This is a genomic window from Cellulosimicrobium sp. BMG9.23, assembly GCF_059159985.1.
Window position 1 is genome coordinate 152,722 of sequence record NZ_JBZGBZ010000011.1, and the last position, 15,345, is coordinate 168,066.

Sequence of the window (15,345 nt, forward strand, 5' to 3'; positions counted from 1 at the left end):
GCACCCGGGCGGTCCCACCACCCACGCTCCGACCGGGCCGACCGGCGGAACTCATCGGTGCACCCACCCATCGTGCGCCGAGGGTCCGACAGGGTCCAGTGAGATACGTCAGGAGCGGAACGCGGCCCTCGGTCGCGAGATAGAACCGCCGGTCGCGAGATAGAGCTCGCGGGGTTCTATCTCGCGACCGGCGGTTCTACCTCAGCGATCCGGCGGACTGCTCCGCGGCGGCGAGCAGGACGCACGTCGCGACGCCGTCCATCGCGACGCGGACCTCTTCGAGCGGGGGCAGCGACGGCGCGAGGCGCAGCACCGTGTCCTGCGGGTCCTTGCCGTACGGGTAGGCGGCACCGGCCGGCGTGAGCGCGATGCCCGCCGCCTTCGCGAGCTCGACGACGCGCGACGCCGTCCCGGGCCGCACCTCGAGGCTCACGAAGTAGCCGCCCTTCGGCTCGGTCCACGCCGCGACGCCCCACGACCCGAGCCGCCCGGCGAGGATGCCGGTCACGGCCTCGAACTTCGGCGCGAGGATGTCGCGGTGCTTGCGCATGTGCTCGCGCACGCCCTCGGCGTCGCCGAAGAACAGCGCGTGGCGGAGCTGGTTGACCTTGTCCGGGCCGATGGACCGCGCCGACAGGTTCTTGCGGAACCACGCGACGTCGGCCGGCGACGACGCGAGGAACGCGACGCCCGCGCCCGCGAACGTGATCTTCGACGTCGACGCGAACAGCACCACACGGTCCGGGTTGCCCGCCTCCGCGGCGAGACCGATCGCGTCGGCGGTCGTCACCTCGTCCTGCGTGAGGTGGTGCAGCGCGTACGCGTTGTCCCACAGGATGCGGAAGTCGGGCGCGGCCGTCGGCATCGACACGAGCCGGCGCGCGACCTCCTCCGTCACGACCGACCCGTCGGGGTTCGCGTACGTCGGCACGACCCACATGCCCTTGATGCTCGGGTCGTCGGCGACGAGCGCGGCGACGGCCTCGGCGTCCGGACCGTCCGCCGTCATGGGGACGGTGACCATCTCGATCCCGAGCGCCTCGCACACCGTGAAGTGGCGGTCGTAGCCGGGCACCGGGCAGATCCAGCGCACTCGCTCCTCACGGCTCCACGGTCGCTCGGACCCGGGCACGCCGAACAGCATGGCGTCGGCGAGCGTGTCGTACATCATCGTGAGGCTCGAGCTGCCGCCCGCGAGGAGCTGGTCCACCGGGACCCCGAGGAGCTCGGCGAAGATGCGCCGCAGCTGCGGGAGCCCGTCGAGACCTCCGTAGTTGCGCACGTCCGTGCCGGCATCGTCCGTGTGCACGCCCTCGCCGGGCAGGGCGAGCAGCTCCTCGGACAGATCGAGCTGCTCGGCGGACGGCTTGCCGCGCGTGAGGTCGAGCTTCAGCCCGAGCGCCTGCAGGTCCGCGTAGGCGCGGCGCAGGTCGTCGAGGGACGCGGCGAGGGCGGAGGGGTCCGGGTGCACGGTGGTCACGCTCCGGACTCTACCGATCGTCGGCCAGCTCCGTCAGGGCATTCTCGAGGGCGGACATCCCCGTCTCGAGGTCGTCGGCGGAGATGGTCAGCGGGGGCGCGAGCCGGATGGTCGACCCGTGCGTGTCCTTCGCCAGCACTCCGTGCGCGAGCAGCGCCTCGCACAGGTCGCGACCGGTCCCGCGCGCCGGGTCCAGGTCGAGCCCGGCCCACAGCCCGACGCCGCGCACGCCGTCGAGCAGGCCGACCTCCACGAGCCCGGCGAGGCGCGCGTGGAACGCCGACCCGAGCGACCGGGCCGCCGCCTGCGGCTCGCCGGAGCGCAGCAGGTCGACGACGGCGATCCCGACGGCGCACGCGAGCGGGTTGCCGCCGAACGTCGACCCGTGCGTCCCGGGCGTGAGGACGTCGAGCACGTCGCGGCGCCCCACGACCGCGGACACCGGCAGGATGCCGCCGCCCAGCGCCTTGCCGAGCGTCACGAGGTCGGGCCGCACCCCCCATAGCTCGCACGCGAGCGTCGTCCCGGTGCGCCCGAGGCCGGACTGGATCTCGTCGGCCACGAGCAGCACGTCGCGCTCGGCGGTCAGCGCGCGCAGCGCCGGCCAGAAGCCGTCGGGCGGCACCACCACCCCTGACTCGCCCTGGATCGGCTCCATGAGCACGGCGACCGTCGTCTCGTCGATCGCGTCCGCGACCGCGTCGACGTCGCCGAACGGTACGACGCGGAACCCCGGCGTGTACGGGCCGAACCCGTCGCGCGCGTCGGGGTCGTCGGAGAACGACACGACCGTCGTCGTTCGGCCGTGGAAGTTGCCCGACGCCACGACGATCGTCGCCTCGCCCGGAGCGACCCCGCGGACGTCGTAGCCCCACTTGCGGGCGGTCTTGATCGCCGTCTCGACGGCCTCCGCGCCGGTGTTCATGGGCAGCACGGCCGTGCCCGGTCCGGCGTCCGCGCCGCCCGTCGGAGCGCCACCCGTGGTGAGCGGCCCGACGAGCGCGGCGAGCGCGTCGGCGAACGGCTCGAGCAGGTCGTGGTCGAACGCGCGCGACGTCAGGGTGACGCGCCCGAGCTGGCGCGTCGCGGCGTCGACCAGCGCCGGGTGCCGGTGGCCGAAGTTCAGGGCGGAGTACCCGGCGAGCAGGTCGAGGTAGCGGCGGCCGCCCGTGTCCGTGACCCACGACCCCTCGGCGGTCGCGATCGTCACGGGGAGCGGGTGGTAGTTGTGCGCGAGCGTCTGCGTGGTGGGGCGCGGGTCGGCCGGGCGCACGTCCTGCGCGGTCACGCGGCACCTCCGGCGCGGAGCCCGCGGATCTCGAGCGTGCAGCACTTGGCGCCGCCGCCGCCGCGCAGCAGCTCGGACGTGTCCACGCCGATCGGCGCGTAGCCGCGCTCGCGCAGCGCTCCCGCGAGGTGCTCGGCGCGCGGGTTGTGCACCACGTGCTTCCCGTCGCTCACCGCGTTGAGCCCCAGCACGACGGCGTCCTCCTCGGTGGCGAGCAGTGCGTCGGGGAAGCGCTCGCGCAGGGTCTCCTGCGCGGCGGGGGAGAAGGCGTCGGGGTAGTAGGTGAGGTCCACGGGGGGCGCGCCGACGAGTGCGGGGTGAGCCCCGCCGTCGGGCACGGGACCGCCCTGGTTGCCGCGCAGGACCGTGAGGGCGGTGTCCAGGTGGTAGAAGCGCGGGTCGACGAGCTCGAGCGTCACGACCTCGCGCCCCCACAGCGCGGCGGCCTCGGCGTGCGCGGCACGTTCGGTGCGGAATCCGGTGCCCGCGAGCACGACGTCGCCCGCGACGAGCAGGTCGCCCTCGCCCTCGTTGACGTGCTCGGCGAGGTGCGTGACGTACCCGTGGTCGGCGAACCACTTGAGGTAGGCGGGGCCCTCGGCCGCGCGCTCGGGGTGGAGGAACCGGGCCGAGTAGACGAGGCCGTCCACGACGGTCGCGCCGTTCGCCGCGTAGACCATGTCGGGCAGACCGGGGACCGGGTCGATCGTCTCGACGGTGTGCCCGAGGTCGCGGTACGTGTCGCGCAGGCGCTCCCACTGGGCGACGGCGAGCGGCGTGTCGACCGGTCGGCTGCGGTCCATCCAGGGGTTGATCTCGTAGCTGACCGTGAAGTACGTCGGCCGGCACATGAGGTACCGCCGGGGGTGGTCTGCGTGCATCGCCGCCTCCTCGCTGAGACCGGGCCGCGGGGTGAGGGCCCGGGGTGACCCGGCCGTGGGTGTCCGGCCGGGTGACGTGCTGGCTGCCAGCGTACGTCCGCGCGCGGCCGGTGGCCCGGCACCGCGCGCGTCTGACAAGGCGTTGACAGCGATATTCTAGCGATATATCGTTAGCGTATCGCTGAGCCACTCGATGCGACTCGCGACACCGCCCGAGGCGACGAGACGTCGCCGGGCACCCGCAGTGACCGGCCCGCCGCACACGCCCCGGGCCCACCAGACACCCTCACCCAGGAGAACCTCCATGAGCTACGCACACCACCACCGGGGTCGTCACCCCGAGACGTCCCAGCCCTCCGGCGAGCAGCGCGGTCCGCGCCGCCGTCGCCGCGACGGCTTCCCGCCCGTGCCTGACGACGCGGCCTGGTTCCGCGGCGACGTCCCCTCCGGCCGTGGCCGGGGCGGCGCCCGTCGCGGACCCGGCGGCTTCGGCGGCCCGGCCGACGGTCCGCGCGGTCCCGAGGGCCGCGGCTTCGGCGGCCCCGAGGGCCGTGGCCCGGGCTTCGGTCCCGGGTTCGGACCGGGCTTCGGCCCCGGTTTCGGGCCCGGCGGGCACCGGGGCGGTCATCGCGGCCGTGGGCCGCGCCGCGCGGGGCGCGGCGACGTCCGTGCCGCGATCCTGCTCCTCCTCGCCGACCAGCCGATGCACGGCTACCAGCTGATCCAGGAGATCGGTGACCGCAGCGAGGGCCAGTGGCGCCCGAGCCCGGGAGCCGTCTACCCCGCGCTCAACCTGCTGCAGGACGAGGGGCTCGTCGAGCTCTCGGCCGAGGGCGGGCGCCGGCTCGCCTCGCTCACCGAGGCCGGACGCGCCGTCGTCACCGAGCAGGCCGGCCAGCTCGGCGACCCTTTCGCCGACGCTGCGGGCCGGGGCGGACGCTCGCGCCACGCGCTGCGCGCCGGCGTCGAGGCGGTCGCGGCCGCCGTGCACCAGGTCGCCCGCACGGGCACCGACGAGCAGGCGAAGGCCGCGGCCGAGCTGCTCGAGCGCGCGCGGCGCGACCTCTACCTGATCCTCGCCGGGCCGACGCCGTCGGACGCCCCCGCCGACGTGGAGGATCACCCCGCGGACGTGCAGGACGCGCCCATGGCGGACGACGCGCCGTCGGGCACGGACGACGACGCGCCGTCGGGCACGAGCGACGAGCCCACCGCCTGACGTGATCTGACCGCCCGACCTGCCGAACCCCGGGTTGTCCCTCGATCAGACCGCTGATCGGGGGACAACCCGGGGTTCGGCGTCGGCGTCTACGTTGGTGTCGGCGCCGGGCTGCGCGGACGGACCGACGGTCTGGCGAGAGGGCCACGTCAGCCGCGTGCGGTGAGGCGCGTCTCCAGCCGGCGCAGCGACGCGTGCAGCATCCAGCGCAGCACCAGGCCGACGAGCGGGCCCGTGACGGACCGCGGGAGCGGACCGGCGAGGTAGGCGTCCTCCCACCACACGACACGGCAGCGCCCGGCCCCCAGCGGCTCGACGTCGAAGCCTGCGTCTCCGAGCAGCACGGGCCCTTCCTTGCGCACGCTCGTGCGCCCGGTCCGACCGGCGCCTGTCGACGGCCGCTCCAGCGACGTGACGACCATCCGGTCGACCACGCCGCGCGCGCCGCGACCGACGAACGGCCCGCTCACCATCGCGAACCGGTCGCCGACCTCCGGACCGCGCCCGGCCGGCGTCGCCATCCGCGTGAGCGGGATGAAGCGGGGGTGCGTGCGCGGGTCGGCGACCCAGGCGAACGCGACGGTCGCGTCGACGGGCAGCTCACGCCCGACCGCGACCCGGTGGGTCGTCACCCGGCGTCTCGCGTCGGGTCCTGGCGACGACGACGCCCCGGCAGGAGCCGCCGTCGACCCCGGGTGGGAGCGGCGTCCTCCGGGACGGGGACCAGCGTCGGCCGCGCGTCCTCGGTCGGCGCCTCGACGACCTCGAGGATCCGCCCGAACGTCGACGGCGGCGGGCCGAACGCCCGCCGCGACTGCGCGACGACGCCGTGCCCGAGCGCCCGCGCCCCGGCGACCCCGACGACCGCGCCGATGCCGAACGGCACGAGGCGGCCGAGCGCGAGGCCGGACTGCTTGGCCAGCTGCGTGCGCAGGAAGCGGTTGCCCAGCGCCTTGTTGACCTTGACGAGCGTCCCGGCGGGCATCCGGGTCAGCAGCACCTTGCCCCAGGCGAGGCCCGACCCCTGGGCGGCCTTCTCGACGTCGCGCGCGCCCTTCTCCCCGAGGACCGAGGCGAGCAGGAGCGCGCGGCGGCGGGCGACGTCGTCGACGGCGATGCCGTGCACGTCCGCCACGGCGAGCGAGAACGCCGCCGACGACGCGAAGAACGTCGCGATGTCGCTGGACGTGAGGACGATCCCCACGCCGGTGCCCACCGCCGGGATGCCCGCTGCGGCCCCGACGGCGCCCCCGGCGGCCTGGATGACGAGCAGGTACTCCCGTTCGAGGATGCGGATGACCTCGGCCGGGCCCGCCTCCGGGTTCCGGCGGCGCACGGAGTCGACGTGCGCGCGGATCACCTGCGACGGGATCGTCACCGACTTGTCCAGCGCGGCGTCGAGCAGCGGCGTCGGCCGGTACGCGGCCCACTCGACGGCGTCCTGCGTCGCTGCGGCGTCCCGCGTCGCGACGTCGTCCGGTGCGCCCTCGCGGGGCGGCGTCCCGTAGTCCGGGGTGCCGCCGTACGTCGCGGGGGTCCTCGAGGGGTCCTGCCTGTGCGCCATCGCGCCTCCCGTCATCGTGCGGTCCGGTCGTCCGGTCGTCCGGTCGTCCCGGTCAGCCGCTGCGGTCTGGTCAGGCCTGGGTCTCGACCTCGCGGCCCGCGCCCTCCGGCTGGAACAGGTACTCGACCTCGGCCCCTGCCTTGACCGTCCGTCCTACGGTGCACGCCTTGTCGATCGCTCGCTCGGCGACGGTGACGAGACGGTCGCGCGCGTCGTCGTCGAGCGACGTCAGGTCGATGTCGAACGTGCCCGTGATCTTCGGGTAGCGGTCCTCCTCGACGAGCTTGGCGCCCTCGACGTGGATCGTCACCTGGTAGTCGTCGCCGAGCCGCCGCGCGAACGTGCGGTCCGTGCTCATGCCCGCGCACGCGGCGAGCGCGATCTTCAACAGCTCACCGGGCGTGAACACCGCGCCCTCGCTCGCCGGGCCGATCGAGACCTGCGCGCCGCGCGCCGAGTGCCCCGTGTACGTGCGGTTCCCGGTGCGCTCCACCCACAGGGGGTCGGCCGGCGCGGGGGACGCCGCGGGGACGTCGCGCTCAGCCTCGTCGGCGGGGTTCAGGGTGCTCTCGGCAGGCTGGGTCGTCATGCGTCGATCCTCGCACTCCTCGGGTCGTGGCAGCCGGACGGTCCGCCGTCGGAGGAACGCGCGTGTTGCGTCGGCGATTCCCTCTGTGCGGCACCGTCGTGGACCAGCATGAGGGCATGCAGTTTCACGAGATGGAGGCCCAGGCTCGCGCAGTGCGAGCGAAGTACGCCGCGGTCGAGGCTGAACGCTACGGCCGATCCTGGACCCCCGAAGAGATCATGCTGGGGTTCCTCGGCGATGTCGGCGACCTCGCCAAGCTCGTTCAGGGCAAGGCAGGCATCCGTCCGCGAGGCGACCTGGACGCCGCGCTGGCCCATGAGCTCGCCGATTGCCTCTGGGCCGTGCTGACCATCGCCGACACCTACGGCGTCGACCTCGAAACGGCCTTCAGCCACACCATGCAGGACCTGACGAGCCACCTCGAAGACTGGGGAGAAGCGCGCTAGGTGTCGTCGGCTTCCGGGGGGTGCACGGGCTCGCCGTCAGGCCCGAGCGGGGCCACGAGGACGAGGTCCTCGGCCTCCGGATCGACCCAGCGCTGGTAGCCCGGCCCGGTCTGCGCGGTCTCGAAGCGCACGGCGACGCGCCCGTCGTCGCCGACGCGCACGACCCAGCCACGGCCGTCGGACGCGGTCTCGACGTCCAGCCCGGGTGCGACGTCGGCGGCCACCGCCCGTGCCGGTCCGGCCGGGCCTGGTGCGGCCGGGTCCTGCCCGGCCGGGACCGGTGCCGGTGGCGGCGCAGCGGCGCTCGCTGCCGGAGGCTCGACCTCGTCCTCCAGGGGCAGCATGAGCTGCGCGTGCTCCGACAGGGCGTGGAACGACGTGCCGAGCAGCCGCACGGGCTCGGTGACGTCCGCGAGCGCCAGCGCGCGGTGCGCCGCGGACCGCAGTGCGCCCTCGTCTGACGTCGGGCGCGGCAGCGTGACCGACCGGGTCAGCGTCGTGAACGACGAGAGGCGGACCTTGACCACGACGGTGCGCGCCGCGACGGCGTGCCGCTCGAGGCGGGCGAGCGCGGAGTCGACGACGCGGTCCAGCTCCCGGGAGATCGCCGCCCGGCCGTGCAGGTCGGTGTCGAACGTGTGCTCGGCACCGGCGGACTTGCGCTCGCGCACGGTCGTCACGGGCCTGTCGTCCCAGCCGCGCGCGATCCGGTACAGGTTCGTGCCGCCCGCTTCTCCGGCGACCATCAGCAACGTGTCCAGCGGTTGGCGGCGCAGGTCCGCCACGGTGCTCACCCCGAGCTCGTCGAGGCGCGCCGCGGACACCGGGCCGACACCCGCGAGCGCCCGCACCGGCAGCGCCAGCAGGAAGTCGTCCTCGTCGTCCGGGTCCACGACGAGCACCCCGCCGGGCTTGGCGTCCTCCGAGGCGAGCTTCGCGACGAGCTTCGAGCGGCCGAGCCCGATCGAGACCGACAGCCCGCTGAGCTCGCGTGCGCGCTCCCGGATCCTCAGCGCGAGATCCTCGAGATCCGTCCCCGGTCCGGCCGCTGCGTCGAGGTCGGCGAACGCCTCGTCGATGCTCACCGGCTCCACCAGGTCGGTGACCTCGCGCAGCGCCGCCATGATCCGGTCGGAGTAGGCGGCGTACGCCGCGAAGCGCGGCACGACGACCACCGTGGACGAGGGGCAGAGCCGGCGCGCGAGCTCCATCGGCATCGCCGAGCGCGCACCGAACCGGCGCGCCTCGTACGACGCCGTCGCGACGACGCTGCGCGGGCCGAGCCCGCCGACGAGCACGGGGCGTCCGCGCAGGGACGGGCGCTGGTGCTGCTCGACGCTCGCGAAGAACGCATCGGCGTCCAGGTGCGCGACCGTCGCCCGGGCGCGCAGCACCGGGGCGAGCGGCACGCGGGCGAGGTTCACCGCACCACTGTGCCGTGTCCCTCCGACACCGCGCGCTGCCCGGGGAACGACCGCGGGCCCGGCGCCGTCCGAGGACGGCACCAGGCCCGCAGGGTCGTGAGAGGTCAGGCGTGGCTGCGCTTGGTGAGCGCGCCGTACACGCCGAGCGTGATGAGCGACCCGAGGATGGCGAGGAGCCAGGTCCGGAAGTCGCCGAGGTCGCCGAGGCTCGTGCCGAAGAGCACGGAGCCGAGCCATCCGCCGAGGAGGGCGCCGAGGATCCCCAGGAGGATCGTGATGATCAGCGAGCTGGTCTGCTTGCCAGGAAGGACGAAGCGCGCGATGAGTCCGGCGATGAGCCCGAGCACGATGTAGGCGAGCCAACCCATGGTAAATCTCCGTTTCGTCGGAACTGTGAGGTATTCCCCCTACGACCGTGAACACTGGCAGAGGTGAAGGAAGCTCGCACGTCGAAACGGCCTCGCGCCTACACTGGCGACCGTGGAACTCGACGCAGCCGACGCCCGGACCGCACCTGCGCACGGGGCGGAGCCCGCGCCGTCGGGCACGGTCCCGACGCCCTACGAGGACCTCCTGCGCGACGTCGTGGAGAACGGGACGCCCAAGGGTGACCGGACCGGGACGGGCACGCGCAGCGTGTTCGGCCGGCAGATCCGCTTCGACCTGTCGCAGGGCTTCCCGCTGATCACCACGAAGCGCGTGCACCTCAAGTCGATCGCGTACGAGCTGCTGTGGTTCCTCCGCGGGGAGTCGAACGTGCGTTGGCTGCAGGAGCAGGGCGTGACGATCTGGGACGAGTGGGCCGACGCCGACGGCGAGCTCGGCCCCGTCTACGGCGTCCAGTGGCGCTCGTGGCCGACGCCGGACGGCCGCCACGTCGACCAGGTCGCCCAGGTGATCGAGCAGATCCGCACCAACCCCGACTCGCGGCGCCACATCGTCTCGGCGTGGAACGTCTCCGAGCTCGACCAGATGGCCTTGCCGCCCTGTCACACGATGTTCCAGTTCTACGTCGCCGACGGCCGGATCTCGTGCCAGCTCTACCAGCGCTCCGCCGACCTCTTCCTGGGGGTGCCGTTCAACATCGCGTCGTACGCGCTGCTCGTGCACATGGTCGCGGCGCAGACGGGCCTCGAGGTCGGCGACTTCGTGTGGACCGGCGGCGACGTGCACATCTACGACAACCACGTCGAGCAGGTGCGCGAGCAGCTCACGCGCGCGCCGTACCCGTACCCGACGCTGCGCCTCGCGCCCCGCGACTCGATCGACGCGTACGAGTACGAGGACATCGAGGTCGTCGGGTACCAGCACCACCCGACGATCAAGGCACCGATCGCGGTATGACGGGCGCGGCCCTCTGATGCTCGGACTGATCTGGGCCCAGGCTCGCGACGCCGCCGGTCGTCCCGTCATCGGCGCGGGCGGCACGATGCCGTGGCACCTGCCCGAAGACCTCGCGCACTTCCGGCGCGTCACGTCAGGGCATCCCGTCGTCATGGGGCGGCGCACGTGGGAGTCGCTCCCACCCCGGTTCCGGCCGCTGCCCGGCCGCGCGAACGTCGTCGTCACGCGCCGGGACGGCTGGGCTCCGGACGGCGCGGTGGCCGACGGCGCACGCGCGCCCGGGGAGGTCGGTGCGCCCGTGCGCGTGGCCGGGTCGGTGGACGACGCCCTCGCGGCGGCGCGCGCTGCCGCGGGCGTGGACGGCGAGGTGTGGGTCATGGGCGGCGCGCAGCTCTACGCGGCGACGATCGATCGGGCGGACCGGTGCGTCGTCACCGAGATCGACGCGGTCGTCGAGGGCGACACGTTCGCGCCGGGCGTCCCCGCCGGGTGGCGGGCTGACGCGGGGGAGTGGGCGACGTCGTCCACCGGCCTGCGCTACCGCGTCGTCACGTTCGTGCGCCCCGCCGACCGCTCCGTCGACCAGGTCATCGCGGCTCGTCGGTAGGTCAGGACGGGCCACCGTCTCCTGGTCGGCCGTCACCGTCTCCTGGTCGGCGCGGTCAGAGCCCCGTCGGCTCGATCGGCTCGAGGCGCGGCGGCGGGACGGGGTGCGGCTCCTCAAGCGTCTCGACGTGGGCGTCCTGCGGCGCGGTGAGGCGCTCGACCGCGCCGTCGAGGTTCGCCGTGATCGCGGCGACGAGGCCGTCGGCGTCACGCGCCTCGAGCCGCTCGACGATGTCCGCGTGCGACGCCGCGGAGTCGCGGCGCACCGCGTACTCGTCGCTCACCGTGAAGCTCGCGACACGGACCTCGACGATGAGCGTCGTCATCCACCGCAGGAGCCACGGGTTGCCCGCGGCTGCGACGAGCGTCCAGTGCAGCGTGAGATCCGCGTCGCCGATGCGCCGCGCGTCCTCGGAGCGGCCCGCCTCGACGAGCGCCTCGTACGCGCCACGCACCGCCGCGACCTCGGGGTCCGACGCGCGGGCGACGGCCAGGCGCGCGGCCGTCGTCTCGACCGTCGCTCGCGCCGCGTAGAGGGCAGGGATGCGCTCGCGCCCGATGGTCACCACGCTCAGGCCGCGACCCGGCGTCGCGGTGAGCAGGCCCTCCTGCACGAGGCGCTGGGCGGCCTCGCGGAACGGGCCGCGACTCACGCCGAGCTGGCTCGCGATCTCGACCTCGCGGATGGGGGTGCCGACGCGCAGGGCGCCGGAGTAGATGGCGTCGCGGAGCTCACGGACGATGAGGTCGACCGTCGACGGGCGCGTCACCGGTGAGAGGAACGGCGCGTTGCCGAGGGGCGCGCGCGAGGCGGGACTCATCGGCTCTCCTTCTCTGAGGTCGTGCAGTGGTGGGCCCGCCGGGCCGGGTGTGCGTGCGGGACGGTCGAGGTCACGATCCGGTATCACATCATCCCCTGTCGGAGGCCGGAGCGCGGCCTGCGGTCGAGCCGCCGTGCAGTTCGCGACGCGGCGGTCACACGACGAGCGTCGGTGCAGGTCAGCGGGTGTCTCCTACGGCTCTGGAGCGAGCGGTGGTGACGCCCTCCGGGACAGTGAACACCTGACACTGTCTGATTGTAGACAATCGGATAGTAGGACGAGCGGATTGTCGAATGGTCGACATCGCGTTAGCGTGTTCGATCGTCCAGCTACCCACGACCGTCCGCCGCGTCACGCGTCGACGGGCACGAAGGGAACCATGACTTCCACGCGATCCACCGCGACCCGACGCCGCGCGCTCCTCGCCGCGAGCGCCGTCGGCCTCCTTGCCGTCACCACCGCCTGCTCGAGCGTCGACTCCGGAGGCGGGAACGGCACCGACGGCGAGACGACCGGGGGCGGCAGCGGCACCCTCGCGGAGCTCCAGGAGAGCGGGACCATCACGGTCGGCTTCGCCGGCGAGGAGCCCTACAGCTTCCAGGACGACGGCGGCGAGCTCACCGGTGCGGCCGTCGCGCTGAACGAGGCGATCTACTCCGAGCTGGGCATCGACACCGTCGAGGGCACGCTCACCGAGTGGAACTCCCTGATCCCCGGTCTGAACGCCGATCGCTTCGACTCGATCAGCGCCGGCATGTCGATCCTGCCGGACCGTTGCGAGCAGGCCGCGTTCAGCGAGCCCGAGATCATGTACACGACCGCGTTCCTCGTGCCCGAGGGCAACCCCGACGGCCTCGACGACTGGCAGTCGGCGGTCGACGCCGGCGTCACCCTCGCGGTGATGGGCGGTGCCATCGAGGCGGGCTACGCCGAGGACACCGGCGTGGAGACGATCCAGGTCGGCAGCCCGCAGGACGGCCTGGACGCCGTCGTGTCCGGGCGCGCGGACGCGTTCGCCCTCACCGGGATCTCGCTGCGAGCGCTCGCGGAGCGGTCGGACGCCGCGGTCGAGGCCACCGAGGCGTTCGTCGCCGTGATCGACGGCGTGCCGCAGATCGGCGCGGGCGCCACGGTGTTCCGCCAGGCCGACACCGAGCTGCTCGACGCCTACAACGAGAAGCTCGAGGAGATCGTCTCCGACCCGCAGAAGTACGAGGACGTCCTCGGCCCGTTCGGGTTCACCGAGGCGGAGCGTCCCGTCGAGGGGCTGACGGCGGAGATGCTCTGCGAGGGCGACCTCGAGGCGATCGCCGGCGAGCTCGGCCCGGAGCTGGGTCTGGACTCCTGACCCGATGTCCGACGACATCCAGACACTTCTCGGCAGGCTCCCGCAGCTCGGTGAGAGTGTCCTCGTCACCCTGCAGCTGACGGTCGGCGGCGCGGTCCTCGCGATGGTCGTCGCCCTGCTGCTCGGGTTCGGCTCGCGCACCCGCTCCCTGTGGGTGCGCGGGCCCTCCCGGGTGGTCGTGGAGTTCTTCCGCGGCACGTCCCTCGTGGTCCAGTTCTTCTGGCTCTTCTTCGTGCTGCCCGTCTTCGGGTTCAAGATGGAGTCGCTGGCCGTGGGGATCGTCGCGCTCGGCCTCAACTACGGCGCGTACGGCGCCGAGGTGGTCCGGGGCTCGATCAACTCCGTCGCGGTGGGGCAGTGGGAGGCTTCCACGGCGCTCAACCTGGGACCGTTCCACCGCGTGCGCCGCGTGATCTTCCCGCAGGCGTGGGCCCTGATGATCCCGATGCTCACCAACCTGCTGATCCAGCTCCTCAAGGGCTCGGCGCTGGCGACCTACATCTTCCTCCACGACGTGAACTTCTTCACCGACCAGCTGCGCCGCACCACGCAGGACACCGTGTTCTCCTACTCGGTCGGCCTGCTCGTGTACTTCGCGATCGCCTACCTGCTGACGCTCGGGATGAACGCGCTCGAGGTGCGCGCGAAGAACCGGCTCGGCGCCGGCCCGAGCCTGCGCGAGGTGCTCCGGCTCGCGCCGGTCCCCACGACGGCGAAGGCAGGTGCGGCATGAACGACATCTGGAGCTGGGAGCGCGCCTGGGAGGTGCTGCCCGCACTCCTCGAGGGCTTCAAGATCACGCTGGTGGCGACGGTCGTCGGGATGGCGATCGCCTCCGTGCTCGGTCTGCTCGTCGCGCTCGTGCGGCGGTCCGGTTCGCGCTGGGTCACCGTGCCCGTCGGCGTCGTCGTCGAGTTCATCCGGTCGACGCCGCTGCTCGTGCAGCTCGTGTTCGCCGCGCTGCTGCTGCCTACGGTCCCGACGCTCGCCATCGGGTGCGCGGTCTTGGGCGTGCACTACGCCACCTACATGTCCGAGGTCTACCGCGCCGGCATCGACGCGGTGCCGCGCGGTCAGTGGGAGGCGGCCACGGCCCTCAACCTCCCGCGCGGGCGGACGTGGCGCGCCGTCGTGCTGCCGCAGGCGATCCGCAAGACCCTGCCGGGTCTCGGCAACTACGCGATCTCCATGTTCAAGGAGACGCCGTTCCTGTTCGCCATCTACGTGGTCGAGATGTTCGCGGCCGCGCAGAACTACGGCGCGAACACGTTCTCCTACATCGAGCCGCTCACCCTGGTCGGCCTGATCTTCCTGGCGGCGAGCTACCCGACGTCGCTCCTCGTACGACGGATGGAGAGACGCCTTGCCTGACGTGATCGACTCCCTGACCGACTCAGCGACCGGCTGTGCGACCGGCCCAGCGACATCCCCGGAGGACAGCGTGTCGACCACCCAGGGCACCACCCCCGCGATCGAGTTCACCGACGTCGTCAAGCGGTTCGGCGACAACGTCGTGCTCGACGGGCTGAGCTTCAGCGTCGCCAAGGGCGACCGCGTGACGCTCATCGGCCCGTCGGGATCCGGCAAGACGACGATCCTGCGGCTGCTCATGACGCTCGAGGAGGCGGACGGCGGACTCATCCTCATCGACGGCGACCCGTACACGCACGAGTACCGCGGCGAGAAGCGGGTCGAGGTGCCCGAGAAGCGGCGGCGCGTCGTGCGCAACCGCGTCGGGATGGTGTTCCAGCAGTTCAACCTGTTCCCGAACATGACCGTGCTCGAGAACATCATCGAGGCGCCGGTGCACGTGCTCAAGCAGTCGAAGGGCGAGGCCGTCGCCCGCGCGGAGCAGCTGCTCGAGCAGGTCGGGATGTCGGACAAGCGCGACTTCCGGACCAACCAGCTCTCGGGCGGCCAGCAGCAGCGCGTCGCCATCGCACGGGCGCTCGCGATGGACCCGGAGATCCTCCTGCTCGACGAGGTCACGTCCGCGCTCGACCCCGAGATCGTCGCCGACGTGCTCGGCGTCCTCCGCGAGATCGCCGAGACGACGGACATCACGATGCTGCTCGTGACGCACGAGATGCAGTTCGCGCGCGACGTGTCGAACCGCGTGCTGATGTTCGACCACGGGCACATCATCGAGGAGGCGCACCCGGAGACGATGTTCACGAATCCGACCCACGAGCGCACGCAGGAGTTCCTCAAGGCCGTGCTGGGCTGAGTCGGCGGTGTGTCGGTGGTCGGGTCCGCGGCCGACGGTTCCGCGAGGGGCGGGGCGGGTCTACCATCCGCCGCCCGGCACGGCGCTCCCGGCTGTTCAGTCATCGCC

General features: G+C 73.1%; 17 protein-coding genes. 8 read left to right on the plus strand and 9 right to left on the minus strand.

All coding sequences use genetic code 11. The annotated features are described in order from the left end of the window. Positions 1–196: 196 nt before the first annotated feature. Genes AC4H2G_RS19420 through ddaH form a run of 3 tightly spaced genes read right to left on the minus strand, consistent with a single transcriptional unit; the run spans position 197 to position 3,649 of the window. Complete coding sequence (locus AC4H2G_RS19420; RefSeq protein ID WP_494367377.1) at positions 197–1,480, minus strand: aspartate aminotransferase type Ic; 1,284 nt, start codon at positions 1,478–1,480, stop codon at positions 197–199. 10 nt (positions 1,481–1,490) lie between these two features. After that, complete coding sequence (rocD, locus tag AC4H2G_RS19425) at positions 1,491–2,768, minus strand: ornithine--oxo-acid transaminase (protein ID WP_494367378.1); 1,278 nt, start codon at positions 2,766–2,768, stop codon at positions 1,491–1,493. After that, positions 2,765–3,649 carry a dimethylargininase gene (gene ddaH / locus AC4H2G_RS19430; RefSeq protein WP_494367379.1) on the minus strand — a complete coding sequence of 295 codons (885 nt, stop codon included), beginning with the start codon at positions 3,647–3,649 and terminating at the stop codon, positions 2,765–2,767. Before ddaH ends, rocD begins: the two co-directional genes overlap by 4 nt. Positions 3,650–3,953: 304 nt before the next feature. Here ddaH and AC4H2G_RS19435 point away from each other — a divergent pair, with 304 nt between their 5' ends. Beyond that, positions 3,954–4,868 carry a PadR family transcriptional regulator gene (locus tag AC4H2G_RS19435; RefSeq protein ID WP_494367380.1) on the plus strand — a complete coding sequence of 305 codons (915 nt, stop codon included), beginning with the start codon at positions 3,954–3,956 and terminating at the stop codon, positions 4,866–4,868. 149 nt (positions 4,869–5,017) lie between these two features. On the opposite strand, the gene AC4H2G_RS19440 is transcribed toward AC4H2G_RS19435, so the two are convergent. From AC4H2G_RS19440 to AC4H2G_RS19450, 3 genes are all read right to left on the minus strand, one after another. Then, a complete protein-coding gene (locus AC4H2G_RS19440) occupies positions 5,018–5,500 on the minus strand; it encodes an SRPBCC family protein (RefSeq protein ID WP_494367381.1) in 483 nt (160 codons plus the stop codon). Further along, the gene (locus AC4H2G_RS19445) at positions 5,497–6,432 is read right to left on the minus strand and encodes a hypothetical protein (RefSeq protein WP_494367382.1); all 936 of its coding nucleotides are present in this window, start codon (positions 6,430–6,432) and stop codon (positions 5,497–5,499) included. Before AC4H2G_RS19445 ends, AC4H2G_RS19440 begins: the two co-directional genes overlap by 4 nt. Before the next feature lie 70 nt (positions 6,433–6,502). Next, entirely contained in the window at positions 6,503–7,021 is a 519-nt protein-coding gene (locus AC4H2G_RS19450) for an OsmC family protein (RefSeq protein WP_494367383.1), read from the minus strand. Between the two features lie 116 nt (positions 7,022–7,137). On the opposite strand from AC4H2G_RS19450, the gene AC4H2G_RS19455 reads away from it, so the two are divergent. After that, positions 7,138–7,467 carry a MazG nucleotide pyrophosphohydrolase domain-containing protein gene (locus AC4H2G_RS19455; protein WP_494367384.1) on the plus strand — a complete coding sequence of 110 codons (330 nt, stop codon included), beginning with the start codon at positions 7,138–7,140 and terminating at the stop codon, positions 7,465–7,467. On the opposite strand, the gene AC4H2G_RS19460 is transcribed toward AC4H2G_RS19455, so the two are convergent. After that, the gene (locus AC4H2G_RS19460; RefSeq protein WP_494367385.1) at positions 7,464–8,891 is read right to left on the minus strand and encodes a DNA polymerase IV; all 1,428 of its coding nucleotides are present in this window, start codon (positions 8,889–8,891) and stop codon (positions 7,464–7,466) included. The genes AC4H2G_RS19455 and AC4H2G_RS19460 overlap by 4 nt on opposite strands. 104 nt (positions 8,892–8,995) lie before the next feature. Continuing rightward, positions 8,996–9,259: a GlsB/YeaQ/YmgE family stress response membrane protein gene (locus AC4H2G_RS19465; RefSeq protein WP_251150233.1), complete on the minus strand. Its 264-nt coding sequence runs from the start codon at positions 9,257–9,259 to the stop codon at positions 8,996–8,998. A gap of 205 nt (positions 9,260–9,464) precedes the next feature. On the opposite strand from AC4H2G_RS19465, the gene AC4H2G_RS19470 reads away from it, so the two are divergent. Beyond that, positions 9,465–10,235: a thymidylate synthase gene (locus tag AC4H2G_RS19470; protein ID WP_494367408.1), complete on the plus strand. Its 771-nt coding sequence runs from the start codon at positions 9,465–9,467 to the stop codon at positions 10,233–10,235. Positions 10,236–10,251: 16 nt separating this feature from the next. After that, the gene (locus AC4H2G_RS19475; RefSeq protein WP_494367386.1) at positions 10,252–10,842 is read left to right on the plus strand and encodes a dihydrofolate reductase; all 591 of its coding nucleotides are present in this window, start codon (positions 10,252–10,254) and stop codon (positions 10,840–10,842) included. Positions 10,843–10,897: 55 nt separating this feature from the next. On the opposite strand, the gene AC4H2G_RS19480 is transcribed toward AC4H2G_RS19475, so the two are convergent. Then, a complete protein-coding gene (locus AC4H2G_RS19480; protein WP_494367387.1) occupies positions 10,898–11,662 on the minus strand; it encodes a GntR family transcriptional regulator in 765 nt (254 codons plus the stop codon). Positions 11,663–12,041: 379 nt separating this feature from the next. On the opposite strand from AC4H2G_RS19480, the gene AC4H2G_RS19485 reads away from it, so the two are divergent. From AC4H2G_RS19485 to AC4H2G_RS19500, 4 genes are all read left to right on the plus strand, one after another. Then, positions 12,042–13,010 carry a transporter substrate-binding domain-containing protein gene (locus tag AC4H2G_RS19485; protein WP_494367388.1) on the plus strand — a complete coding sequence of 323 codons (969 nt, stop codon included), beginning with the start codon at positions 12,042–12,044 and terminating at the stop codon, positions 13,008–13,010. 4 nt (positions 13,011–13,014) lie between these two features. After that, on the plus strand, positions 13,015–13,743 hold the full coding sequence (gene ehuC / locus AC4H2G_RS19490; protein WP_494367389.1) for an ectoine/hydroxyectoine ABC transporter permease subunit EhuC: 729 nt from the start codon (positions 13,015–13,017) through the stop codon (positions 13,741–13,743). After that, positions 13,740–14,381 carry an ectoine/hydroxyectoine ABC transporter permease subunit EhuD gene (ehuD, locus tag AC4H2G_RS19495; protein ID WP_494367390.1) on the plus strand — a complete coding sequence of 214 codons (642 nt, stop codon included), beginning with the start codon at positions 13,740–13,742 and terminating at the stop codon, positions 14,379–14,381. Before ehuC ends, ehuD begins: the two co-directional genes overlap by 4 nt. Positions 14,382–14,451: 70 nt before the next feature. Further along, the gene (locus AC4H2G_RS19500) at positions 14,452–15,237 is read left to right on the plus strand and encodes an amino acid ABC transporter ATP-binding protein (protein ID WP_494367391.1); all 786 of its coding nucleotides are present in this window, start codon (positions 14,452–14,454) and stop codon (positions 15,235–15,237) included. The last annotated feature ends 108 nt before the right edge of the window (positions 15,238–15,345 follow it).

What these genes read in the sequence shown, in the direction of transcription:
- AC4H2G_RS19445 (WP_494367382.1), bottom strand. Translation starts at nt 6,432, where the DNA reads ATGGCGCACAGGCAGGACCCCTCGAGGACCCCCGCGACGTACGGCGGC.
- AC4H2G_RS19485 (WP_494367388.1), top strand. Translation starts at nt 12,042, where the DNA reads ATGACTTCCACGCGATCCACCGCGACCCGACGCCGCGCGCTCCTCGCC.
- AC4H2G_RS19465 (WP_251150233.1), bottom strand. Translation starts at nt 9,259, where the DNA reads ATGGGTTGGCTCGCCTACATCGTGCTCGGGCTCATCGCCGGACTCATC.
- ehuC (WP_494367389.1), top strand. Translation starts at nt 13,015, where the DNA reads ATGTCCGACGACATCCAGACACTTCTCGGCAGGCTCCCGCAGCTCGGT.
- ehuD (WP_494367390.1), top strand. Translation starts at nt 13,740, where the DNA reads ATGAACGACATCTGGAGCTGGGAGCGCGCCTGGGAGGTGCTGCCCGCA.
- AC4H2G_RS19435 (WP_494367380.1), top strand. Translation starts at nt 3,954, where the DNA reads ATGAGCTACGCACACCACCACCGGGGTCGTCACCCCGAGACGTCCCAG.
- AC4H2G_RS19475 (WP_494367386.1), top strand. Translation starts at nt 10,252, where the DNA reads ATGCTCGGACTGATCTGGGCCCAGGCTCGCGACGCCGCCGGTCGTCCC.
- ddaH (WP_494367379.1), bottom strand. Translation starts at nt 3,649, where the DNA reads ATGCACGCAGACCACCCCCGGCGGTACCTCATGTGCCGGCCGACGTAC.
- AC4H2G_RS19450 (WP_494367383.1), bottom strand. Translation starts at nt 7,021, where the DNA reads ATGACGACCCAGCCTGCCGAGAGCACCCTGAACCCCGCCGACGAGGCT.
- AC4H2G_RS19455 (WP_494367384.1), top strand. Translation starts at nt 7,138, where the DNA reads ATGCAGTTTCACGAGATGGAGGCCCAGGCTCGCGCAGTGCGAGCGAAG.
- AC4H2G_RS19480 (WP_494367387.1), bottom strand. Translation starts at nt 11,662, where the DNA reads ATGAGTCCCGCCTCGCGCGCGCCCCTCGGCAACGCGCCGTTCCTCTCA.